We start from the raw sequence: 23,109 nt of genomic DNA, 5'->3' as shown, positions 1-23,109 counted from the left end.
GCCGGACGCGTAACATGTTGGTTACCCTTTACCGGTGGACGAGGTGGCGGCGGCGATCGCCGATCCGGTGCGGCGCGACATCCTGGTGATGCTGCGCGGCCGGCGGCTCGCCGCGGGGCAGATCGCCGACCGGTTCGTCATCAGCCGGCCCGCCGTCAGCCGGCACCTGCGGGTGCTGCGCGAGAGCGGGCTGGTGCGCGACACGCTCGTCGGCCGTCGACGCCTCTACGAGCTCGACGCGTCGCCGTTCGGCGAGCTCGTCGAGTGGCTCGGCCAGTTCACCGCCGCGGGCCAGGTCACCGCCGCCGATCAGGTCACCGCCGCCGCCGGTTGGGAGCGCCGTCTCGACGCGCTGGAGACCGAGGTCCATCGCACCCGTCGCGAGCGCCGCCGGCGCGACGCGCCGGATCACCCACGGGAGAGGACAGCATGACCAGCCCACCCACCGGCCGGCTCTGCCCGGTCCCCGGCGGCCACGATCTCGTCGTCAGCCGCACGTTCCGGGCACCCGTCGAGGACGTGTGGGCCAGCGTGACCGAATCCGACCGTACCGCCCGGTGGTTCGGGCCGTGGGAGGGCGAGGCCGCCCCCGGCCGGGTGATCCGGGTGCAGATGGCCCACGAGGACCAGGAGCCCTGGTTCGACCTGCGGATCGACGCGTGCGAGCCGCCCCGGCGGCTCGCCCTGTCGACGACCGACGGGCCCGGCGGCTGGCGGATCGAGCTGCTGCTGTCGCACTCCGCCGGCCGGACCGAGCTCCGGCTGGTCCAGCACCTCGCCACCACCGACGGGATCGGCGATCTGGGCCCCGGCTGGGAGTACTACCTCGACATGCTGGCGGCGGCGCGGGACGGGCGGCCCGCACCGAGCTTCGACGACTACCACCCGGCGATGAAGCCCTACTTCGAGGCGCTGCCGACCCGGGCCGACCCGGCGTGAACTGGCGCGGGGCCGAACCCGCGCGGCGACGGCCGACTCACCCCGTGCCGCCAGCCGCGAGCGCGGCGCGGCAGAGCCGGTCGGCGGCGCGGGTGGTCTCGGGCAGCCGGTAGCGCGGCGTCAGCGCGAGCACCCGGGCGCACGCGTTCTCCAGCCCCATCCGGTGCCCGACGCTGACGAAGACCGGCTTCACGTCGTCCCGGGTGCGCAGCACGCGGCCCACCACCTCCCCGCCGTCGCACAGCGGGGACCAGGCGCCACGCGCGGCGGCCGGCGGCTCCCAGCGGCCCACCAGCGGCGTCTTGCCGACCCCGATCGCCGGCAGGCCGGTCACCACGCCCAGGTGGCAGGCGAGCCCGAACCGGCGCGGGTGGGCCAGCCCGTGCCCGTCGCAGACCAGCAGCTACGGGCGGACGGTCAGCAGCTCCAACGCCGCCAGCAGGGCGGGCAGCTCCCGGAAGGCGAACAGGCCGGGGACGTACGGGAAGGCGGGCCGGCCCACGCTCACCGCCTGGTCCACCACGGCCAACGTCCGGGCGTCCAGCACGGTGACGGCCGCCGCGAGCCGGTCGCCGCTCTCGGCGTACGCGACGTCGAGCCCGGCCACGGTCGCGGGCGCGGCGGGCCCCGGCCCGGTGAGGTCCACCAACGGCCGCAGCCGGTCCTGCACGGCGAGCGCCTCGGCCTCGGTCCGGGGCGGCGGGGCGGCGACCGGGGTGTCCACCCGGTGATCGTAGGCGGCGTCCTGCGGCCCTCGGCCCCGCGTGCCGACCGGCCGCCGCCGCGCGACACACCCGTCCGGTCCAGCCCGTCCTTTCGCACACCTGTCGGGTAATTTCTTCTGGTCCGACAACCGGTCACCGACAGGAGAAGCTCCGCGCATGGGCAAGAAGACGATCCACGTCTCCGACTTCAGCGGCACCGTTCTGCAGCCGGACGACGAGGTGGTCCGCGTCGTGGTGCTGGAGCACCCCGACCTGGTCGCGGGGCCCGTGCAGCTGGACGCCACCGCGACGGAGGTGGAGAGCATCGACGACGCGGCCCTGGACGTCGTGGTGGTCGAGGTCCACGACCGGCACGGCGGCGGCGAGCCCCGCCGGGTGGTGCTGACGGCCAGCGAGTTCGACGCGATGGCCACCGACGTGCCGATGGCCCAGTTGCTGAAGACCGCCGAGCGGGTGCGGCCCCCGAAGGCCCGCAAGGGTGCCGAGAAGGTCGACTACGGCACCATCGAGCACGCCGGCAAGCCGCACCGGGGGCGGGTCACCGAGGAGGAGGCCCGGCTGGTCCGGGAGCAGCTCGACGAGGTGAACAAGCGGCTCGCCGACGCCGGCATCCGGCAGGTCGACCCGGCCGACCCGGAGCACGCGGCCCGCTACGGGTTCCCCGCCGCCGACTGACCGCCGTCCCGACGTCGGGCACGCGCCCCCGTGGCGCGTGCCCGACGCGGTTCAGGCCCGCTTGCGGGCGAGCTCGGCCAGCGCGCCCTCCACGGCGGACTCCAGGGCGTCCTTCTCCAGGCCGAGCCCGCCGAGCACGCCGTCGCCGCCCTCCTCCTCCAGCAGGGCGAGCAGGATGTGCTCGGTGCCGACGTAGTTGTGCCCCATGCGCAGGGCCTCCCGGAACGTCAGCTCCAGGACCTTCTTGGCCCGCGCGTCGAAGGGGATCAGCTCCGGGACCCGGTCGGCCTTCGCCGGCAGGGCCGCGGTGGCGGCCTCCCGGACCCGCTCCAGGGGTACGCCCCGGGCCACGATCAGCGCGGCGGCCAGCCCCTCCGGCTCGGCGAGCAGGCCGAGCACGACGTGCCCCGGGGTGATCTCGGCGTGGCCCGCCGCCCGCGCCTCCTCCTGCGCGGCCAGCACCACGTTGCGGGCGCGCGGGGTGAACCGGCCGAACCCGGCGCTCGGGTCGAGCGTGGCGGCGGTCTCCGCCTTGGCGGCGGAGCGTTTCTGGGCGGCCTGCTTGCTGACCCCCATGCTGCGGCCGATCTCCGTCCAGGACGCGCCGGAGCGGCGGGCCTGGTCGACGAAGTGGCCGATGAGGTGGTCGGCGACGTCGCCGAGGTGGTCGGCGGCCACGACCGCGTCGGCGAGCTGGTCGAGCACGTCGGGGCGGGCCTTCTTGATTCCCGCGATGAGGTCGTCGAGCCGGACCGGATTGGGAAGCTGGGCGTATTCCGTCATACGTCAACCATAAGTTGACGCAGCCCCGATCGTCAACCCCAGGTTGACGATCGGGGCTCCACGTTCGACACCACCGCCGCCGGTCCGGGGAGCCGTGCCACCCGGGGCGGACCCCGGCCCGGCGCGCCCGGATAGGGTCGGCCCATGCGGCTGCACGTGGGATGCGCGATGTGGGCGCACCGGTCGTGGCAGGGGCGCTTCCTGGCGCACCCGTCGCCCGCCCAGGAGCGCCTGCGGCACTACGCCGGCTGGTGCGACGCGGTCGAGGGGAACACGACGTTCTACGCGACGCCGAGCCGGGACACCGTGGCGTCGTGGGCGCGGCAGACCGAGCCGGACTTCCGGTTCGTGGTCAAGCTGCCCCGGCTCGTCACCCACGACCGCCGCCTCGCCGACGCCGACGCCGAACTCCGCGCGTTCCTCGACGCGATCGAGCCGCTCGGGCCCCGGGCCCACGCGCTCTGGGTCCAGTTGCCGGGCTCGTTCGCCCCCGCCGACGTGCCCGCGCTGGCCCGTTTCCTGCGGCGGCTCCCGGCGGCCCACCGGCAGGCCGTGGAGGTGCGTCATCCCGCGTTCTTCGCCGACGCCCACGCGGCGCGGCTGCTCGAGGAGGCGCTCGCCGGCACCGACGCCGAGTGGATCCCGTTCGACACCACCGCGTTCTTCGCGAGCCCGCCGACCAGCGACGCGGAGCGGGAGGCGTGGACGCGGAAGCCGCGCCTGCCGCTGCGGACCCGCGCGCTGACCGACCGGCCGATCGTCCGGTACCTCGGCCGCGACGACCCCGGGCGGACGGTCGAGGGCTGGCGGCGCTGGGTCGACGTGGTCGCCGACTGGCTGCGCGAGGGCCGCTCGCCCACCGTGTTCGTGCACACCCCGGACAACGCCGACGCGCCGGCGCTCGCCCGCCGGTTCCACGACGAGGTGCGCGCCCGGGTGCCCGGCCTCGGGGCGCTGCCCGAGCCGGTGCCGGTCGAGCCCCTCACCCTCTTCTGATTACCGGGGCCGCCCCCGGACGAGAGCCGGTGGGGCCGCCCGGACGCGCCGGGCGGCCCCACCGCTGCCGCTCAGTGTCCGGTGGGGGTGAGCTTGATCAGCTCCCAGCCGCCCTCCGGAACGTCGTCGGTCGGGTCGGTACGCAGGTTCATCGGGTTGGCCATCCCGAGGTACAGGGTCGAGCCGTCGGCGACCATGGTGCGGAAGCCGTAGTTGAGGTAGTTGCCCATCCCCTTCGTGTCGACCGCGGTGGCGGGCCGCAGGCTCGACTCGAACACGTACAGGTCGCCGCCGTAGAGCTCGGGGTCGATCTCGATCGGGTCCAGGTCGTCGCTCAGCCCGCGCGCCGCGTTGGCGAAGCCCATCTGCCGCGCGGCCTCGGGCAGCAGGTCCTTCGCGAGGTAGCTCCAGTCCATCGTGCCGACGAAGAGCCGGCCGCCGGCGACGGCCATGGTCCAGGTGTAGTTGGTGTAGACGTTGCCGAACCCGCTGTGGCCGTACTTCGGCTTGTAGCCGGTGGGGGTCCACTTCCAGGCGCCCGCGCCCTCGTTCGCCGTCGGGTCGTACGCCGGCAGCACCCGCTCCCCGTAGAGCAGCTCCACCTTCTCCCGGTCGGTGTCGAACCGCTTGCCCCGGAAGATGCTCACCGGGCGCTGGGTGTTCTCCAGCATCGTCCGCGCCGCGGTCTCGTCGGCCGGCGGGTACAGGTCGGCGACCACGCTCGTCGACTTCATCGGGACGTGCATCGTCCCCCAGTAGAGGTAGCCCTGGTAGGACATCAGCGCACCGAGGCCGTACGTGCCGGCGATGACCGGGTCCGGCTCGTAGGACGCCGCGCTCCAGACCTGCTTCCAGCCGACGGTGTCCTCCTCCGTCAGGCCGGGCGCGCCGTCGGCCAGCGGCGGGCTCATCCAGACGCCGGCGACGGCGGGGTTGGGCTCGTCGGCCGGCGCGACGCCGGGACGGCCCCAGCCGGTGCGGGCCGTCGAACGCGCGGCGAGCGAGCCGCCGGTCGCCGCCGACCAGGTGCTGACGAAGACCCGGCCGTCGTGCTCCGTCAGGTCGGCGATCTGGGCGGGCAGCTTGCCGACCTCGACGAAGTTGAACGGGTTGGTCCGGTCGCCGGCCCAGCGCAGCATGTACCCGCCGTCACGGCCGTTGGCGCCGACCCCGACGCCCGCGTAGAGGACGTCGCCGGCCACGAGGAAGTGGCGGATGTTGCCGTACTTGGTGAAGTTGGCCGACCCGAGGTAATCGCCGGTCGCCGTGTCGAACGCGAACATGTTGACCGTCTGGCCGAGGGCCGGCCCGGCGAGCAGGACGACACCCTGGTGCGTTCCGCCGGCCCGCAGGCCCAGCGTCCTCTTCAGCCGGGACGCGTCGTCGGCCGACGCGTTCGTGATGACGCTGGTCTTCTCCGTCTGCACTTTGGAGGCCAGGTCGTATACGTACACCCGGGGCTGCCGGTGATCGCCCACGTTTGTCGGCATGGTCGGATTCTGTACGACAATCTGACTGCTCGCGAACTCGCAGACATAGTCGTCGTTCAGCCGCGGGTTCGGCAGGGAGAGCGTCGACCCCGTTACGATGCAGTTAACATTTGCTCCGGTGCCGAACCAGAGGCGATTGTTCGCCTGGGCGAGCGACCATACGTACGCCTGGTTGACCTTGGCCTGCCCCTGCGCGCACGGCGGCCCGGCGGGATAGGGCTGTCCGATGCCGGCGAAACATTCGTCGGGAACGGCCTTTCCGAGCAACTCGTGCTCAAAGGTCGTCGACGCCTGCGGCAGCCGCTCCGCCTCCCCGGGAACCGCCGCGACGGACGGCGCGGCGGCAAGGACCGGCAGGACGCCGAGCGCGACGGCGGAGAACATTCGCCATCTAGACATTCTGGGCCGATGCATCAATGCCCTCTCTCCCAACACAATCTCTCCGTCACGATGCATTGACGATTACCGGACACAACTAAAGCGACACTCACCGTAATCGGAGGGATCGCGAACGCGGTCGCGGTAAACGGTCGACGGCATCACTGCCGGAAGTCCGACAGAAATCCGGCTGAATGACAGAATTGGATATGCCGCTCGGATTCCGAGCGCCCACAGCGTACCGCCGACGACTGCTCCTGTCAGCCGTCCCCCCGGTGGGCGCGAATGGCACCGGCGAATGCCCTGCCGGTTCGGGGGAACAGAAGAAGGCCCTGGCCTGGTGATTCACACCCCAGGCCAGGGCCTTTCCGCCGGTACGCCACCCGGACCAGGGCCCGCGCGGCGGAGAAGAACGGGACTTCCGGTCAGGCCGGCACGACCACCTGCGCCGGAGTCGACCGGTTGACGGTGGTGCCGTCGCCCACCTGCCCGGAGATGTTGTTGCCCCAGCACCACAGGCCGCCGTCGGTGCGGATCGCGCAGCCGTGGTAGGTCACGGCGAAGCCGTCCGTCCAGGTGGTGAGGGTGCCGATCCGGGTCGGGGTGTTGCGGTGGGTGGTGGTGCCGTCGCCGACCTGCCCGGAGTTGTTGTTGCCCCAGCACCACAGGCTGCCGTCGGTGCGGGCCGCGCACGACGTGTCGACGCCGGCGTCGACCCTGGCCCACGTGGCGGCGGTGCCGACCTGGACCGGAGTGGTCTGGAAACCGGTGCCGCCGCCGAGCTGGCCGTACCCGTTCTCGCCCCAGCACCACAGGGTCCCGTCGGTGCGGACCGCGCAGGTGTGCGCGTAGCCGGTCGTCACGCCGGCCCAACTGGTCGCGGTCCCCACCTGCGTCGGCGTCGACCGATAGCTGAGGATGCCGAGGCCGAGCTGGCCGTCCGTGCTGTCGCCCCAGCACCACAGGGTCCGGTCGGTGCGCACGGCGCAGGTGTGCGCGTAGCCGGTGGAGACGCTCGCCCAGGTGGTCGCCGTGCCGACCTGCAACGGGGTGGTCGTCCAGTAGGGGGACGAACCGGTGCCCAGTTGCGTGTTGCGGTTCAGGCCCCAGCACCACAGGGTGCCGCTGGTCCGGACGCCGCAGGTGTGGTTGGCGGCGACGCTGACGTTGGCCCAGTCGGTGGCGTCACCGACCCGCACCGGGGTGGTGCGCTTCGTGGAGGTCCCGTCGCCGAGCTGCCCGTTGGAGTTGCCGCCCCAGCACCACAGCGTCCCGTCCGTGCGCACCCCGCACGTGCTGCTGGTGCCGGCGTCGATGCGCGCCCAGGTGGTGGCCGCACCCACCTGGACCGGGGTGGTGCGGTTCGTGGTGGTCCCGTCGCCGAGCTGGCCGCTGAGGTTGTCGCCCCAGCACCACACCGTCCCGTCGGCGGGGATCGCGCAGGTGTGCGCGTTACCCGCGGCCACCCGGGCCACCGACGCGGCGGCGAGCGCGGCGCTCGGCGATCCGCGCTCGGCGGAGCCCGTGCCCGCGGTGGCCGGGCCCGCCGTGACTCCGACGGCGAGCGCCGCGATCCCGATGGCTGCCGCCGCCGCGGCGGCGGCTGTCCGCGCCGCCCGCCCCCATCGCGCCCACCGGCGGCCGTCCTGATGTCCGTCCATGTCCTGCTCTCCCCACAAAACGTCGTTCCTGTACGGCGGAGGCGGCGTTGCCCCGGCAGGCCGCCAGCGGCCCACCACGTCGACAAGTTGACCTTATGAATCGGCTATCGTCAATGTATAGCCTGCCGGGGCCCCGCCGGATCCACCGTTTCGTCCGCGACGTTCAGCGACTCAGCTGCGGCTCCACCGCTGACTGGCCGCCCCGGTGCAGTCCCAGATCTGGGTGCGCGTTCCGTTGGCCGTGCCGCCGCTGACCAGGTCCAGGCACCGGCCCGAACCGACGGCGGTGATCGTGCCGTCGGCGTTGAACCGCCACCGCTGGTTGGACTGGCCGTTGCAGTCCCAGATGATCACCGAGCTGCCGTTCGCGGTGCCGCCGCCGTTGACGTCGAGGCACTTGCCGCCGAAGACCCGCAGCTCCTGCGCCGCGGTCGAGGTCCAGGCCTGGTTGCTCTGGCCGTGGCAGTCCCAGATGATCGCCGCGGCGCCGTTGGTCTGCGAGGCGCCGTTGACGTCCAGGCACCGGCCGGCGGCGGAGTTGCGGACGGGCGTGGTGCCGCCCGGCGGCGGCGTGGTCGGGCTGACGGTGGGCGACGGGCTCGGGCCCGTGCCGTCGAACTGGGTGAAGAACCGCCACACCTCGCCCTTGGTCCAGGTCCGCACCCCGCTGTCGCCGCCGCCGTCCACGGGGCCGGGGGTGTGACCGCCGTCGAACGCGGCCCACACCACGGGATAGCCGGACCGGCAGCCGGAGTAGGTGGTGGTGATGTGGGTCAGGCTGCCCGCCCTCGGCTCGGGCGGGCTCTGCGCCGTGCACCCGTTGTTGCGCACGAACGTGTCGCGCAGGGACCGGCCGGCGGAGACGTTGAGCACCGGGTCCCCGATGCCGTGGATCCCCATGTACGCGATCGGCTGGGTGCCGCCGCTACAGCCGCTGAGCTGCCCGCCCGAGTAGACCGCGACGGCGCGGAAGACGGTCGCCCGGGAGCAGGCCAGCGAGTAGCTCATGCCTCCGCCGTAGCTGAAGCCGAGCGCGAACAGCTGCGTCGTGTCGACGCACAGGTCCGCCTCGATCTGCCTGATCATGTCGTCGACGAAGGTGACGTCCTGGCCGCCGGGGTTGGCCCAGCCGTTGCCGTTGCCCTGGGGCGCGACGAAGATCGTGCTGTTGTTCGCCTGCTGGCGCAGCCCGTAGTAGGACCAGGCCGCCCCGTCCGTCCCGCCGGAGTCCACGTCGTTGGCGGTGCCGCCGTTCCAGTGGAAGCCGAAGATCAACCGGTAGGGGTGGTTCCGGTCGTAGTTGTCGGGGATCCGCAGGATGAAGCTGCGGTTCTGGCCGCTGCTCTGGATGGACCGCTGCCCGCTGGTCAACGTGGGCGCCTTGCCGCACCCCGCGGTCGCTGCGGCCGCCCCGACGCCCGCGGCCGAGGCGGTTCCGCTCAGGCCTCCGGCCAGCGCCGTCGCGCTCACGCCGGCGACGAGGATCGCCGCCGCCGCGATGGTTCCGAGAATTGGTCTGCGCTTCGCCATCGATGGGCTCCTGCCACTCGGCTCGGACTGCTTCGGGTGCGGGGGCCACGGCGATCCCCCTGACGCCACGACTGCCGCTCCCGATCACGCCCACCACTGGGGGAACGCGGGAGAGGCGCACGACGTGCCCGCGGTGCCCGGCTCCGCGTCCGCAGGCTCCATCTCCGGTCTCGCTGCCCAGGCAGGACCAGGTGGTCTTCGAATCGTCGACGGCATCCGCACCGCGCGGAGCCGGACGCAACCCGGACCGTCCGCTGGCGTCGAACCGATTCGGCAAGACCCTAGAGCCATCGAGTGAGATATGTCAATGCCATGTCCGGCGGGTTGCGGCCGGTCGACCCGCGCTCAGTCCTCCCCGTCGACGAGCACGAACCCGCCGCCCGGCAGACACCGCGCCCGACACCCGGTCCGGAACATCCGGCTGCCGTCGGGCCCGCCCAGCGGATCGGGCAGGAACCGGGCCAGGGTCAGGTCCGGCCGGTCGAGGTACCCGACGGCCAGCATGGGGCCGCCCAGGAACAGCTCCCCGACCTCCCCCGTCGGCACCGGCCCGAAGCCGGGGTCGAGGACGTGCCACCGGTGCTGCGGCAGCGGCGTCAACACCTCGCCGTCCGGCGCGACCGCCGCCATCATCGAGGTCTCGGCGAAGCCGAACAGTTCCGTCCTCTCGGCCGGGCCGGTGCTGCGGTCGATGTGCAGCGACCACCGTGCCGGCCCCGCCGTGTCGTCACCCCAGCCGCCCGTTCCCGGCGCCTGCGCCGCCGGCAGGAGCAGCTCCGCGCCGGTCAGCAGCGCGCGGGTCGCCGCCACCACGCCGACCAGCGGGCCCGCCGAGGCCGGCACGCTCAGCCGGTCCCCGTGGGCCGACGGAGGCAGGCCGCAGGCCCCGGACAACCAGCTCAGCTGCGCACCGCGCCACACCACCCCCACCGCGCCGTCGGCCAGCGGCACCACCAGGGACGGTCCGGACTCCTCTCCCGGCGGCGCGCCGATCGCCGGCCCGGTGCGGCCATGGGCCTGCCAGAACGCCCCGGTCACGCTGCGCCAGCGCTGCCGGACCACCGGCCAGCCGTCGGGCGCAGCCGCTCCCGCCGGGGTCAGCACCAGCTCCGGCTGCGCCTCCCGCACCGCCGCGTCCGGGCGGCTGCCGACGCACAGGACACAGGTGGCTCCGGCCGCCAGCACCGCCAGCGCCGCGGCGACCAGGTCCTCGGCGCGCTCGCCGACGACGGCCACCCGCCTGCCGGGTCCGGCGCCGGCGGCGGCCAGCCGGTCGGCGGCGTCGTCGATCGACTCCCACAACCGCCGGTAGGACAGCCGCAGGTCGCCGACGCACAGCGCCGGCGCGTCGGGCTGCTCCCCCGCCGCCTTGCGGAGCAGGCCGACGAGGCTGACGTCGGTCGCGAGGGAGCGTGCCGCGTCGCCGGCCCGCGACACGCCGGTCAGCTCCGCCACCTGCCGGCCGCAGGCCTGGATGGTGCCGGCGAACGGCACGACCCGCCACCCCGCGGGCGGCCGTCGACCGATGGGCCAGACCGCGAAATCCCGGGCCTGGCTGACCACCAGTTGAAAGTAGCGGGACTCCCTCCACCGAGACATGCGGCTCTCCCAGTTCCGGAGACTGGCCCGGCATACATTCCGCCGGCGCGAGGCCGGGAGAACACCGGGCGAAACCTCGACGACATCCGACCGAACCAACCTAGGGGACCCCGGTCATGGCTCGGTCATGCCTCACGATGCGTGTCGTGGTCGTCAGCGGGCGCTCGGCCGGTCGTCCATCGGCTTGATCAGCCGGGCGGCGGTCGCCTTGCGGATCGCGTCCACCCGGGACACCGCCTGCAGCTTGGCGTAGATGTTGGTGAGGTGCCGCTTGACCGTCGCCTCGGTGATGAAGAGCCGGCTGGCGATCTGCGCGTTGCTCATCGCCTCCGCGGTGAGCCGGAGGACCTCCAGCTCCCGCGAGGTCAACGGCGTGCCGTTCGTCCGCGGCTTCTGCCGGTCCAGCCGTTCCACCGTCTCGCGGGAGACCGCCAGCAGGACGCTCTGCGTGGGCCGGCGGACCACCGAGCGCACCGCGGCGACCAGGTCGTCCCGCAGGATCGTCTTGAGGAGGTATGCCACGGCACCGGCCTCCAACAGATCGTGCACCATGTCCGGGTCGTCGTGCATGGTCAACACGATCACCCGGGTCTCCGGCGCCACCCGCCGGGCCTGCCGGATCACCGCCGCCGCGCCCGGACCCGGCATCTCCACGTCGAGCAGCAGCACGTCCGGGCGCAGGCGCATCACGAGGGCCAGCGCCTCCGGGCCGGAGGACGCCTCACCGACCACCGCGAACTCCGGCTCGGTGGAGAGCATCTCCCGGATGCCGTCGCGCAGCAGGGTGTGGTCGTCGGCCAGGCACACCCGGATCTGGGGCCGGTCCGCGTCGGTCACAGGCCCGCCTCGGCGAAGGGGATCCGCACCTCGACGCGGGTGCCCTGACCGGGCGCGCTGATCACTTCGACCTGCCCGTGCAGCAACAGGGCCCGCTCGAACATCGACGGCAGGCCGCCCCGGGCGCGCTCCGGATCAGTGGTGTCGAAGCCGCACCCGTCGTCGACCACCATGGCGGCCACCGCGTTGTCCCCCACGTCCACCGTGATGTCCAGCCGGCTCGGCTCGGCGTGCCGCAACGCGTTGCGGGCGGCCTCCCGCAGGATCAGGTAGAGCTCCTCCAGCACGTCGGGCGGGAGGACCTTGAGATCGCCGTTGGTCACCAGCGAGAACTGCACCGCGGGCGGGACGTTGGCCTCCAGGTAGCCGCGCAGGGTGCGCTCCAGGCCGTATTCGCCCACGGAACGACGGAGCTCGGCGGAGAGGCCGCGCACCGTGCGGACCGCCTCGTCCAGCGACTCGATGGCCGAGTCGATCTTGGCGCGGGCCTGCTCCGGGTCGCGGTCGGCGTAGTGCCGGTGCAGGTCGAGCCGGTGCAGGGTGAGCCCCATCTCGTGCAGCACCCGGTCGTGCAGCTCGCGGGCGATCCGGGTGCGCTCCTCCTGCCGGGACGCCTGGAGCTTCTCCATCAGGAAGCCCACGTACGACAGCGAGGCCAGCGCGACCCGCGCCATGATCGCCTCGTGCAGCGCACGGCTGAGCCGCAGCGCCCCGGCGCTGTCCGCGGCCGGCAGGCCACGCGTGATGATCGGCAACATCACCTCGAAGAGCGTGGTCGCGGCGCGGAGCGACTGGACCGGGTGGATGCCGCGCCGGGCCCGGTCGGCACCGATGTCGACGGCGAACAACCGGGCCTCGCCGACCAGATCCATCGGTGGCGCCTCCGTCATGGACACCCGGGCCGCGACGTCACTGAGCACCGCCTGCACCTGTGCCGCGAGCTGCGCCAGGACGTCGGGACCGCTGGCCAGGTCACTTTCCTGCTGATGCAGTGACTGCTGAAACGCTTCGACGATCTCGCGCGCCATCGAGGACAGTTCGGCCTCGGCCACGGGCTGCATCGCGTACGGATTCGCCACGGACCCCCCCGCTGTCTCGCCAGAGGCTACCACGGTAGCGTGCCTGTAGCGGAGCGTAGACCCTTGGCGGGCAGTGACGAAGATAACCGTCCACTTCCGACACCGCCGTCAGGCGGGGAGGAACCCCAGCACGCTCAGGTGCACGGCGTACTGGCTGGCCATGAAGAGCCGGTAGGGGCGGCGCTGGAGCCAACGCCCGGTGGCGCCGGCCCCGGTGAGCAGGCAACCGACCACCCCCGTCGCGCCGATCGCCAGCACCACCGCCGGCAGGATCAGCACCGGGGCCACCACCAGGGCGCCCGACAGCAGCACGCCGCCGGCCACCACCACCAGGACGGCCATCAACCGGCGGGCGGCCCGGTCGCCCAGCAGCACCGGCAGGGTGCGCCGGCCGGCCGCCCGGTCACCGGCCACGTCGGAGAGGTCCTTGGTGGTGCCGCCCAGCGCCATCCACAGCGACATCGCGACCGACAGCACGACCAGCTCCGGGCCCACCGGCCCGCCCGATGCGGCGGCGCCGGCCAGGTAGGTGACGATCCCACCCGACACCACCACCAGCACGAAGCCGAACATGTTGCCCTTCTGCGGCCGGGGACCGGCCGAGTAGAGCCAGCCGAGGGCCAACATCAGCGCCACCAGCCCGACCAGGCGCGTCGAGACCGTCGCCGCCGACAGGAGGGCGAGCCCGGCCAGGGCCACCACGATCCGCCGGGCCACGCCGATCGGGAGCGCCCCGGTGGCGAGCGGTCGCGGCGAGCCGTTGCGCCGGTCCTCGACCTGGTCGGAGAGCCCGTTCAGCAGGTACACGAACCAGGTCGCGCAGAGCCAGGCGAACGAGCCGGCCAGCAGCGAGCCGGGCCGGGTCAGCACCGCCTGCGGTGCGGCCACGGCCGCACCCGCGAGGAAGCGAAGCTGGAAGACGACCTGGACGACGGGGCGTGCCTCCCGCCAACTCGCCACCACGTGCCGGCAGCCTTCCAAGACCGCCACCGACGACGGCCGCACGACACCGACGGACCGGGTGTACCGGTCGAACCGAATTCCCGAGTGGTAGGTCATGTGAATATCGTGGAGGTGAAACGCGTTACCCGGTTCACCCGACCCACTCACTTACGCCTACGACGTAGGTAGCAGACCCCCTACTACCTATTGACACTTCCGTGGCCACATTTACTGCGCCACCTTGGCCTCCGCCGCGCAGGCTATTTACGGTCGGCAGGGCACCCACAGCCCAGTGGACGACAGAGCGTGGTGGAACACTATGTCAGACATCGCAGTCACGTCGAGCGCCGAACTGCTCGGCGGATTTCGGATCACCATCGACGGCCGACCCGTCACCAACTGGCGGGCCGGCAAGTCCCAGGCGCTCGTGCAATACCTGCTGCTGCACCGGGGCCGACCGGTCAGCCGGGACACCCTCCGCTCGGCGCTGTGGCCGCACCTGCCCCCGTCGGCCGGCGTCACCTCGGTGAAGGCCGCGGTGCACGGGGCCCGGCGCGCCCTCTGCGCACCGGGCGAACGGCACTCGCCGGTGCGGATCGCCTCGGTGGACGGCGGCTACCTGCTCCAGGCCGACCACCTCCGGATCGACGTGGCCACCTTCGAACGGCGGATGACCGCCGCCACCGCCGCGGTCGCCGGCGGCGACCGGACGCTGGCCGCCGGGCACCTGCGGCGCGCGCTGGAGGTCTACCGGGGCGACCTGCTGCCCAACCAGGACGCGGAGTGGGCGGTGGCCGAGCGGGAGTGGTGTCGGGTCCGCGCCCTGCACGCCCTGCGGCTCCTCAGCGACCTGGCCCTGGAGACCGGGGACTGGTGGGCCGCGATCCGCTGGAACCGCCGGGCGTTGGAGGTGGACCCGTACGACCCGGCGGCCTTCACCGTCCTGGCCGACTGCCACCGCCGGCTCGGCATCACCGGGGCGGCGCTGCGCTGGGACGAGCTCGCCCAGAGCCGGCTGGCGCAGGTGTGACCACCGGAAGGAACCGACCGCAATCCATGGAGGGAGCAGCATGACCATCACGACCCCGCTGGGGCACCCGACCCCGTCCGCGCCGCCCCGGGCCGCCGGTGACCGGCGCCCGGCCGGCCCGCCGACGCCGGACCCCACGCCGGGCCCGACGCCGCCCGCCCGCCGCTCGCTGGGCAGCCGGTGGCGGCAGGCCCTGCACCGCGTGCGACGGAGCGTGCGGGCGATCGCCGACGACTGCCCCCCGATCCTGCTCTACACCGCGCACCGCAACTGAGCCCCAGCCGCACCCGCGCCACCCTGACCGAGGGCGCCCCGCACGTCGTGCCAGACGTGCGGGGCGCCCCTTTCTCTGCCGTAATGCCACTGCGGAGAAAATCCATGCGCTGATGGTCGTAGATGGACCTTCCACCTTCGAGGAAATCCCACCCGAATGAGGATGCGCCACCTTGGCCAAAGGAATCGATGTCCCTAACGTCGTTGGCACCGGTATTCATCGACGTCGACCACGGCGTCGGGAGTGAGGGGGAGAGGCCGAATGGCCGCTGATGGGCAGAGAGTTTCGGTCGTCATACCGAACTACAACTACGAGAAGACGCTCGGTGCGTGCCTGGACGCCGTGTTCGCGCAGACCCACCGGCCGTACGAGGTCATCGTCGTCGACGACGGCTCGACCGACCGGTCCCGCGACATCGCGGCCCGGTACCCGTGCCGGGTGGTCGACGGAGGTGGCAACCGGGGCGTGTCGGCGGCCCGCAACATCGGCGCGCGGGCCGCCACCGGCGACATCCTCTTCTTCGTCGACTCCGACGTGGCGCTGCGGGCCGACGCGATCGCCAACGCCCTGGCGGTGCTCGCCGCCGATCCCTCCTGCGGCTGCGTGCACGGCACCTACGACACCCAGCCGCTCTACGACGACGGGCCGATCGAGCACTACAAGGTGCTGCACGCGCACTGGTGGCGGCGGCGCAGCGTGGGCCGGGTCAACACCGCGATCTTCGCGCTGGCCGCGGTGCGGCGCTCCGCGTTCCTCGCCGCCGGCCAGTTCCACGAGGAGCTGCGCGACGCCGAGGACGTCGAGTACAGCGAGCGGCTCGCCCGGGTCACCGGCATCAGGCTCACCGACACCGTGGTCGGCCGGCACGACGACTGCGCCCGGTTCGGGGACATGCTGCGCGAGCAGTACCGCCGTTCGCTGCCGCTGGCGGCGTTCGCCGGGGCGCACCGGATGCGCGCCGGCAGCGTGGCGGTCAATCCCGCCCTCGGCGTGCTGGCCGCCCCGCTGGTGCTGGCCACCCTGCCGCTCGGTCTGCTGCACCCGGCGCTACTCGCCGTGCCGCTCGCCTGCTTCGGGCTCTTCCTGCTCGCCGACCCGGGCCTGCTGCCGTTCGTCCGGCGCGAGCGCGGCACGGCCTTCCTGGCCTGGTTCGTCGGCGTGCACCTGGTGGCCCAGCTCGCCATCGTGGTGGGCGCGGCGGCCGGGCTGGTCGCCCGGCTGCGCGGCACCGGCAGCCCCCGCCCGCTACCCCTCGCGGCGGGTCGGTGATGGGCAGGCGGCGGGCGTGGCGCACGGCGCTCACGGCGGTCTTCGTGGTCGCGGTGATCGGCGGCGTCGCCCTGGCCCTGCGCGGGCAGGACTGGTCGACGCTGGGCCGGCTGCTGCGGCCGGACACCGCCGGGTGGCTGCTGGCCGCGCTGCTGGTGACCGGGGCCGGTCTGCTCTGCGGCATGCGGGCCTGGACGCTGACGCTCGCCTCGGTGGGGGCGGAGGTGCCGTCCCGCACCGGCGTCCGGATGTTCTTCGTCGGGTTCCTCGGCAAGTTCGTCCCGGGCCGGCTGTGGGGCCTGCTCGCCCAGCTCCGGCTCGGCGACGCCGCCGGGGTCAGCCGGGGACGGATGGCCGGCACCTACCTGGTGAACCTGGTCGTGGTGCTGCTGACCGGCGGCGCGGTGGGGCTCCTGGTGGCCCCGGCCGTGCTCGGCACCGGCGCCGGGCTGGCCTGGCTGCTCCTGCCGGTCGCCCTGCTGGTGGTGCTGGCCGTCCGGCCCGGGCTGCTCGACACCCTGGTCCGGCTGGCCGCCCGGGTCGCCCGCCGGCCCCAGCCGGCACCGCTGCACCGGCCCGCCGAGGTCCGCCGCTCGATCGGGTGGCAGACCCTGTCCTGGGTGCTCTCGGGGATGCACCTGTGGGTCGTCGCGGTGCTGCTCGGCGCGGACGCTCGCGCCGCCCTGGCGGCGGCGGTCGGCGCGTTCGCCCTGGCCACCACCGCCGGCACGTTCGCCATCTTCGTGCCGGACGGCGCCGGCGTGCGGGAGGTGCTGGTGGTCGCGGCCCTGTCCACCGTCCTGCCCCTGCCGGCGGCGGTCACCGCGGCGGTGGCCAGCCGGGTGCTCAGCACCCTCGCCGAGGTGCTCACGGCGGGCCTGGCGCTGCTCACGGTCACGGTCTCGGACCGGCTCGCCGCCAGGGGCCGCGCCGCCACCCCGCCCGCCGGGGCGGACGCCCGGCTCACCCCGACCCCCGGCTGACCCCGGGCACGACCCGCCGACTCCACCACCGCCACCGCTCCACCACCACCGCCACCGCTCCACCACCACCGCCTCCGGAAAACCCCGCTTCGGAAAGGACCCCTCATGACCGAGCTACTGACCATCGACGACGCGGAGCAGCTCTCCGTCGCCGAGGTGCAGGACCTCTACCGCAAGCACGTCAACAAGAGCCAGGTCAGCCTGATGACCTCGTTCGGCTTCGGCCGGGAGCTGGTCGACCACGCCCAGGGCCCCTGGATCCACACCCGGGACGGCCGGCGGATCCTGGACTTCACCGGCGGCGTCGGGGTGCTCAACCACGGGCACAACCACCCCCGGATCCTGGCCGCCCGGCAGCGCTTCCAGCAGCAGCAGCGGATGGAGGTGCACAAGACCTACTTCTCGCCGTACCTGGCCGCCCTGTCGCACAACCTGGCCGCCGTGCTCCCCGGCGACCTCGACATGTCGTTCCTGCCCAACTCCGGTGCGGAGGCGGTGGAGGGCGCGGTCAAGCTCGCCTACAAATACCACGGCGGCAAGCGCAACACGATCATGCGCAGCGACATCAGCTTCCACGGCAAGCTGCTCGGTTCGGGCAGCCTCACCGGCAGCTCGCAGAACCACTTCACCTTCCCCGGCATCCCGGGCGTGGTGAGCTTCCCGTACGACGACCTGGCCGCGGTCCAGGCCGCCGTCGACGCGACCCGGGACCGCCGGGGCAAGTGCGACGTGTACGCGATCCTCATCGAACCGTTCAGCGCCTCGACCATGCGCTGGTGCTCGGAGGAGTTCCTGCGCGGGCTGCGCGAGCTGTGCACCCGCGAGGACATCGTGCTGATCTTCGACGAGATCTACACCGGCTGGGGCAAGACCGGCACGATGTTCTACTTCATGCGCTACCCGGGGCTGATCCCGGACGTGGTGACCACGTCGAAGTCCTTCGGCGGCGGCAAGTCCTCGATCTCCGCGTACGTGGCCCGGCGGCCGATCTTCCACAAGGCGTACGAGAGCTTCAACGACGCGCTGCTGCAGAGCACCAGCACCACCTACTACGGCTTCGGCGAGGAGACGGCCACCGCGATCGAGGCGATCAACGTGGCGGTGGAGGAGGACTTCCCCGCCCGGGCCCGCGACATCGAGCGGGTCCTGGGTCCCGGGCTGGCCCGGCTCGCCAAGGAGCACCCGGACGCGATCGCCGAGGTCCGGGGCGCGGGCGCCCTGTGGGGGGTGTTCCTGGACGCGCCACGGGTGCTGGACCTGGTCACCAAGCTGGCGCCCGGCGGCCTGGCCAAGGACCCGCAGTTCGGCACGAAGCTCGTCACCTGCGCGGTCATCAGCGCCCTCTACCGGGACCACGACATCTACACGTACTACACGCTCAACGGCAAGAACCCACTGGTGGTCGGCCCGTCGCTGGTGACCGGCACGGCCGAGGTGGAGCACTTCCTCGACTGCCTGGACAAGACCCTCGCCCAGGGCCTGCCCCGGCTGGTCACCCGTTTCGTCAAGGAGAAGGTGTCGTCGCTGTGGTGAATCAGAACGCAAAGACGGTGGTGGTGACCGGCGGCAGCGGAATGCTGGGCGGGCACCTGGTGCGGGCGCTGGCCGCCGACGGCTGGCGGGTGCGCGGCCTGGACGTGCGCGACCCGATCGAGCCGGTGCGGGGCGTGGAGTACACGGTCGCCGACGTGCGGGACCGGGCCAGGGTCGGTGCCGTCCTGGCCGGCGCGGACGCCCTGGTGCACACCGCGGCCGCCCTGCCCAGCTACCCCGAGGACGAGATCCGCTCGATCATCGTGGGCGGCACGGAGACCGTGCTCGACGCCGCCGCCCGCGCCGGCACGGCCCGGGTGGTGCACGTCTCCTCGACCGCCGTGTACGGGCTGCCGAACGTGGTGCCCACCACCGAGGAGTACCCGCGGGAGCCGGTCGACCCGTACAGCCGGGCCAAGGCCGGCGCGGAGGAGGTCGCCGAGCGGTACCGCGCAGCCGGCATGGTGCTGCCGATGCTGCGGCCCAAGACGTTCCTCGGGCCGGGCCGGATGGGGTTGTTCTCGATGCTCTTCGAGTGGGCCGAGGAGGGCCGCAACTTCCCGGTGCTCGGCAAGGGCGACGTGCGGATCCAGATGCTGGCGATCGACGACCTGGTCGACGCGGTACGCACCGTGCTGCACGCGCCGGACGACGTCGCCAACGACACGTTCAACATCGCCGCCGACCAGTTCGCCACCCTGCGGGAGGACTTCCAGGCGGTGCTGGACGCCGCCGGCCACGGCAAGCGCGTGGTCTCGGTGCCGGTGCGCCCCGCCGTCGCCGCGCTGGAGCTGCTGCAACGGCTCAAGCTCTCCCCGGTCTACGGACGCCTCATCCACAAGCTGCGGGCGGACTCCTACGTCAGCGTCGACAAGGCCCGCGACGTCCTCGGCTGGACCCCCCGGTTGTCCAACCGCGACGCCATCCTGCGCACCTACGACTGGTGGCGGGCCAACAACCGCACCGCCGCTCCGACCTCGTCCGGCCGGACCAGCCGGGACCCCTGGAAGCAGGGCGCCCTCGGCCTGGCCAAGGCCATCTTCTGATCGGCACCGGAGGTAACCGTGACTGTCCTCGTCGACCCGCCGACCCTCGACCGGCCGGCCCCGGCCGCCGCCCCCACGGCGGCCCGGGCCACCGACTCCCCCGCCACCGACCGCAACCTGGTGCGTGACCTGATCACCCTGATCCGACCGCACCAGTGGGCGAAGAACCTGCTGGTGGTGCCGCTGGTGCTGATCGACACCCCTCGGCTCGGCCTCGGTCTCCTCGGCCGGGTGAGCTGGGCGGTGCTGCTGTTCACCATGGTCTCCGCGCTGGTCTACGTCTGGAACGACGTCTACGACCGGCACCGCGACCGGGCGCACCCCACCAAGCGCAACCGGCCGATCGCCTCGGGCCGGGTGAGCGTGCCCGCCGCGTACGCCTTCGGCGCGCTGATCGCCACCGCGCTGGTCGCGGCGGTGGCGTTCGGACCGGCGTTCCCCTGGTGGCCGCTCGCGGCCTACCTGACGCTCAACGTCGCGTACAGCAGGGGGCTCAAGCACCTGCCGCTGCTGGACGTGCTGGTGGTGGCCGGCGGCTTCCTGCTCCGGGTGGTGCAGGGCTACCTGGCCGCCGGGGTCGCCGTGTCGAGCTGGCTGCTGATCGCCGTCTTCTCCCTCTGCCTGCTGCTCATCCTCGGCAAGCGGCGGCACGAGATGGCCGTCGGTGGCAGCGCCCACCGACCCTCGCTGGCCGGCTACTCGGTGCAGTACCTGGACCTGCTGATCGTGCTCTGCGCCGCGGTCGCGATCAGCGGCTTCCTCGGCCACGTGCAGGCCACCATCCCCACCCCGTACCAGGCGCTGGCGTTGGTCGGCTCGACCCCGTTCGCGCTCTTCGCGGTGGCCCGCTACCTCCAGGTGGTCGTCGTCGACGGTGACGGCGGCGAACCCACCCGGGTGCTGCTGAAGGACCGGGCGATGCTGGTCAACGCCCTGCTGTGGGGCGTGCTGATCGGCGGCGTCCTGCTCGTCACCCAACACCCGGCCCTGCTCGCCCTCGCCCACTGACGATCCCGACCCACCTCACCCACCCCCTCCTGAGGAGACAGCCCCATGACGACCCCGACCGCGAACCCGCTGGTCTCGGTGATCATCCCGAACTACAACTACGGCAACTCCATCGGCAAGTGCATCGACGCCGCGCTGGGGCAGACCTACCAGCCGATCGAGGTGATCGTGGTCGACGACCACAGCACCGACGACTCGCTGGCCAAGGCCCGTCAGCGGCCGGTGACGGTGCTCCAGACCCCGCGCAACAGCGGGGTGGCCGTCGCCCGCAACACCGGCGCCGCGGCGGCCCGCGGCGAGATCCTCTTCTTCGTCGACTCCGACGTGGCGCTGCGCCCGGACGCGGTGGAGCTGGCGGTCGCCGAGCTGGCCGCCCACCCCGAGTACGGCGCGGTCTGCGGCATCTACGAGGAGGACCCGCTGATCCGCGACAGCATCGTCGAGGAGTGCCGGGTGCTCCAGGCGTACTGCTGGCGGATGGCGTCCCTCGGCGAGGTCAGCTTCCTGTTCTCGTCGCTGACCGCGATCCCCCGCCGGGTCTTCGAGGAGGTCGGGCCGTTCAACCCCCGGCTGCGACAAACCGAGGAGGTCGACTACGGCGAGCGGATGTCGGCCCGCCACCAGATCATGGTCACCGACCAGGTCCGCGGCTGGCACGACGACGACGACGAGCTGTGGCCGCTGCTGCACAAGCTCTACCGCCGGGCCCGGCTGCGGGTGCCGCTGTTCGCCCGGCGGCGGCGCTTCGCCAAGGGCTTCGAGAGCCCGGCCCGCTCCTTCGGCACGGTGGCCGCCCTCGGCGTGCTCGCCAGCCTGCCGCTGGCCGTGCTGCACCCCGCCTGGCTGCTGCTGACCGCCGCCCTGTTCGGCATCTCGCTGTCGGCGGACGCGGAGATGTACCGACACGTGCGACGCCGCAAGGGCCTGCCGTTCCTGGCCGTGTTCACCGCCGTCGCCTTCGGCACGAACGTGGCGATCGCCGCCGGCATCGCGGTCGGTGCCCTCCAGTGGCTGGTGTCCCGCGACTTCCGCCGGCTCTACGACGCCGAGTGGTCGTCCGCCCGCACCCCGTCGTCCCCGACGATGGTCGGGACCACGGCATGAGCCTCCTGCTCGACCCCGTCCCCGGCGCGGCCACCGCCGCGCCGGGGACCCCCGGGGTCATCGCCCCCACCGCACCGCGACGCCGCGACCCGGGCAGGCCGGGGTGGCCGCGCCGGGCCCGCTGGCTCGCCGCGCTCACCGCCTGCTGGGCGGTGTTCCTCCTGACGTTCCTGTCCCTCACCGGTGGGCACTGGTGGTGGCGGCCCGTCGAGCTGATGCCGCCGCTGGTCTTCGTCGCGGTGCCGCTGCTGCTGCTGGCCCTCGCCCCGCTGGCCCGGCCGGCGCGCGCCCGGCTCGCCGTCGCCGCGGTGTGCTGCCTGGTCATCGGGTTCGACGTGTCCGGCCTGAACCCGGCCGCGCTGTCCGGCGGGGCCACCCCGGCCCCGCCCGGCGCGGTCCGGGTCTTCTCCTGGAACACCGAGTACTGGTACGACGGCACCGACCCGCAGCGCTTCCACGACTACCTGGCCGCCCAGCAGGCCGACGTCTACCTGCTCCAGGAGTACGTCGGCTGGGACCTGGACCGGCACCGTCCGGTCCGGGTGGACCACGTCGCCGAGCTGCGCCGCCTCTTCCCCGACTACCAGGTGGTGGCCGTCGGGGAGCTGCTCACCATGTCCCGCCTTCCGATCGTGGCCTCGCGGGCCCTGGACGGGCTGCCGTACCTGGCCGACCCGGTCCGGCACGGGGTGCCGGCGGACTCGGACTTCGGCGACTACTACCGGCACAAGGTGCTCCGCACCGACGTGCTCGTCGACGGCCGGGTGCTCTCCGTCTACAACGTGCACGTGCCGGTGCAGCTCGACATCTCGATGGACCCGACCGACGCCGAGTTCACCGAGTTCATGCGGGCCCAGGAGGACCGCCGGCAGGCCCACTACCGGGCGCTGCGGGCCGACCTGGCGGGCAACGGCAACGGGCAGCTCGTCGCCGGCGACTTCAACGCCACCTCGGCGATGGGCGAACTGCACGACCTCGCCGCCGGGATGGCCGACGTGGCCGAGGCCAGCGGCCGGCTCTACCCGGCGTCCTGGCCGGAGAGCAAGCCGTGGTGGCGGCTGGACTGGGCGTTCGTCTCCGGCCCGGTGCGCTCCCACGACTACCGGATGGTCGGCCCGCAGGGCCTCTCCGACCACCTCGGACAGCGCTTCACCGTCTCCCTCGCCGGCGCCGGCTGACCGGCTCGCGCGGCCACCGGCCGGCCCCGTCCCGCTCCCCCGCCCGGGGA

Annotated in this window: 21 protein-coding genes and 1 pseudogene; 13 read left to right on the top strand and 9 right to left on the bottom strand. The window is 73.1% G+C overall.

The genetic code is table 11. The features are described 5' to 3' along the window. Window positions 1-34 precede the first annotated feature (34 nt). Together O7633_RS26440 and O7633_RS26435 are read left to right on the top strand one after the other, a co-directional pair. Complete coding sequence (locus O7633_RS26440; RefSeq protein WP_282324318.1) at window positions 35-433, top strand: metalloregulator ArsR/SmtB family transcription factor; 399 nt, start codon at window positions 35-37, stop codon at window positions 431-433. Beyond that, entirely contained in the window at window positions 430-939 is a 510-nt protein-coding gene (locus O7633_RS26435) for an SRPBCC family protein (RefSeq protein WP_282324317.1), read from the top strand. Before O7633_RS26440 ends, O7633_RS26435 begins: the two co-directional genes overlap by 4 nt. A 37-nt stretch (window positions 940-976) precedes the next feature. Here O7633_RS26435 and nfi read toward each other — a convergent pair. Beyond that, window positions 977-1,597, bottom strand: a pseudogene (gene nfi, locus O7633_RS26430) (deoxyribonuclease V). Window positions 1,598-1,820: 223 nt separating this feature from the next. Between nfi and O7633_RS26425 the strand changes: the two are divergent. Next, window positions 1,821-2,339, top strand: coding sequence for a hypothetical protein (locus tag O7633_RS26425; RefSeq protein WP_278132424.1), 519 nt, complete (start codon window positions 1,821-1,823; stop codon window positions 2,337-2,339). 51 nt (window positions 2,340-2,390) lie between these two features. On the opposite strand, the gene O7633_RS26420 is transcribed toward O7633_RS26425, so the two are convergent. Beyond that, on the bottom strand, window positions 2,391-3,122 hold the full coding sequence (locus O7633_RS26420; RefSeq protein ID WP_178063563.1) for a Clp protease N-terminal domain-containing protein: 732 nt from the start codon (window positions 3,120-3,122) through the stop codon (window positions 2,391-2,393). 168 nt (window positions 3,123-3,290) lie between these two features. On the opposite strand from O7633_RS26420, the gene O7633_RS26415 reads away from it, so the two are divergent. Continuing rightward, on the top strand, window positions 3,291-4,118 hold the full coding sequence (locus O7633_RS26415; RefSeq protein WP_278136352.1) for a DUF72 domain-containing protein: 828 nt from the start codon (window positions 3,291-3,293) through the stop codon (window positions 4,116-4,118). 71 nt (window positions 4,119-4,189) lie between these two features. Here O7633_RS26415 and O7633_RS26410 read toward each other — a convergent pair whose 3' ends face one another. The 7 genes from O7633_RS26410 to O7633_RS26380 form a co-directional block, all read right to left on the bottom strand. Next, window positions 4,190-6,007 (bottom strand): hypothetical protein, encoded by a 1,818-nt coding sequence (locus O7633_RS26410; RefSeq protein ID WP_282324316.1) that lies wholly within the window; start codon window positions 6,005-6,007, stop codon window positions 4,190-4,192. 404 nt (window positions 6,008-6,411) lie between these two features. Further along, window positions 6,412-7,647, bottom strand: a complete 1,236-nt coding sequence (locus tag O7633_RS26405; protein ID WP_282324315.1) for a hypothetical protein — start codon at window positions 7,645-7,647, stop codon at window positions 6,412-6,414. A gap of 171 nt (window positions 7,648-7,818) precedes the next feature. Further along, window positions 7,819-9,177, bottom strand: coding sequence for an RICIN domain-containing protein (locus O7633_RS26400; protein ID WP_278132417.1), 1,359 nt, complete (start codon window positions 9,175-9,177; stop codon window positions 7,819-7,821). A gap of 345 nt (window positions 9,178-9,522) precedes the next feature. Next, window positions 9,523-10,776 (bottom strand): AMP-binding protein, encoded by a 1,254-nt coding sequence (locus O7633_RS26395; protein ID WP_282324314.1) that lies wholly within the window; start codon window positions 10,774-10,776, stop codon window positions 9,523-9,525. Window positions 10,777-10,929: 153 nt separating this feature from the next. Beyond that, entirely contained in the window at window positions 10,930-11,613 is a 684-nt protein-coding gene (locus O7633_RS26390; RefSeq protein ID WP_074478413.1) for a response regulator transcription factor, read from the bottom strand. Continuing rightward, a complete protein-coding gene (locus O7633_RS26385; protein ID WP_278132413.1) occupies window positions 11,610-12,692 on the bottom strand; it encodes a sensor histidine kinase in 1,083 nt (360 codons plus the stop codon). The genes O7633_RS26390 and O7633_RS26385 overlap by 4 nt, the downstream gene beginning before the upstream one ends. 108 nt (window positions 12,693-12,800) lie before the next feature. Next, on the bottom strand, window positions 12,801-13,751 hold the full coding sequence (locus O7633_RS26380) for a UbiA family prenyltransferase (RefSeq protein WP_278132411.1): 951 nt from the start codon (window positions 13,749-13,751) through the stop codon (window positions 12,801-12,803). A 202-nt stretch (window positions 13,752-13,953) separates the two neighbouring features. Between O7633_RS26380 and O7633_RS26375 the strand changes: the two genes are divergently transcribed. From O7633_RS26375 to O7633_RS26335, 9 genes are all read left to right on the top strand, one after another. Next, window positions 13,954-14,664 carry a BTAD domain-containing putative transcriptional regulator gene (locus O7633_RS26375; RefSeq protein WP_278132410.1) on the top strand — a complete coding sequence of 237 codons (711 nt, stop codon included), beginning with the start codon at window positions 13,954-13,956 and terminating at the stop codon, window positions 14,662-14,664. 40 nt (window positions 14,665-14,704) lie between these two features. Then, window positions 14,705-14,938 carry a hypothetical protein gene (locus O7633_RS26370; protein WP_282324313.1) on the top strand — a complete coding sequence of 78 codons (234 nt, stop codon included), beginning with the start codon at window positions 14,705-14,707 and terminating at the stop codon, window positions 14,936-14,938. Window positions 14,939-15,199: 261 nt separating this feature from the next. Further along, entirely contained in the window at window positions 15,200-16,207 is a 1,008-nt protein-coding gene (locus O7633_RS26365; RefSeq protein WP_074478408.1) for a glycosyltransferase family 2 protein, read from the top strand. Continuing rightward, a complete protein-coding gene (locus O7633_RS26360; protein WP_278132408.1) occupies window positions 16,207-17,190 on the top strand; it encodes a lysylphosphatidylglycerol synthase domain-containing protein in 984 nt (327 codons plus the stop codon). The genes O7633_RS26365 and O7633_RS26360 overlap by 1 nt, the downstream gene beginning before the upstream one ends. Window positions 17,191-17,394: 204 nt before the next feature. Further along, window positions 17,395-18,723: an aminotransferase class III-fold pyridoxal phosphate-dependent enzyme gene (locus tag O7633_RS26355; protein WP_282328652.1), complete on the top strand. Its 1,329-nt coding sequence runs from the start codon at window positions 17,395-17,397 to the stop codon at window positions 18,721-18,723. Further along, on the top strand, window positions 18,720-19,769 hold the full coding sequence (locus O7633_RS26350) for an NAD-dependent epimerase/dehydratase family protein (protein ID WP_074478530.1): 1,050 nt from the start codon (window positions 18,720-18,722) through the stop codon (window positions 19,767-19,769). Before O7633_RS26355 ends, O7633_RS26350 begins: the two co-directional genes overlap by 4 nt. 18 nt (window positions 19,770-19,787) lie before the next feature. After that, window positions 19,788-20,777: a UbiA prenyltransferase family protein gene (locus O7633_RS26345; protein WP_246384437.1), complete on the top strand. Its 990-nt coding sequence runs from the start codon at window positions 19,788-19,790 to the stop codon at window positions 20,775-20,777. A 45-nt stretch (window positions 20,778-20,822) separates the two neighbouring features. Then, the gene (locus O7633_RS26340; RefSeq protein ID WP_178063551.1) at window positions 20,823-21,881 is read left to right on the top strand and encodes a glycosyltransferase family 2 protein; all 1,059 of its coding nucleotides are present in this window, start codon (window positions 20,823-20,825) and stop codon (window positions 21,879-21,881) included. Further along, window positions 21,878-23,059, top strand: coding sequence for an endonuclease/exonuclease/phosphatase family protein (locus O7633_RS26335; RefSeq protein ID WP_282324311.1), 1,182 nt, complete (start codon window positions 21,878-21,880; stop codon window positions 23,057-23,059). Before O7633_RS26340 ends, O7633_RS26335 begins: the two co-directional genes overlap by 4 nt. Window positions 23,060-23,109 lie beyond the last annotated feature (50 nt).

The organism is Micromonospora sp. WMMD712, assembly GCF_029581295.1.
Taxonomy (GTDB): domain Bacteria; phylum Actinomycetota; class Actinomycetes; order Mycobacteriales; family Micromonosporaceae; genus Micromonospora; species Micromonospora carbonacea.
Note: the sequence above shows the minus strand (reverse complement) of the source record. Positions and strands in the feature narration are given on the sequence as shown.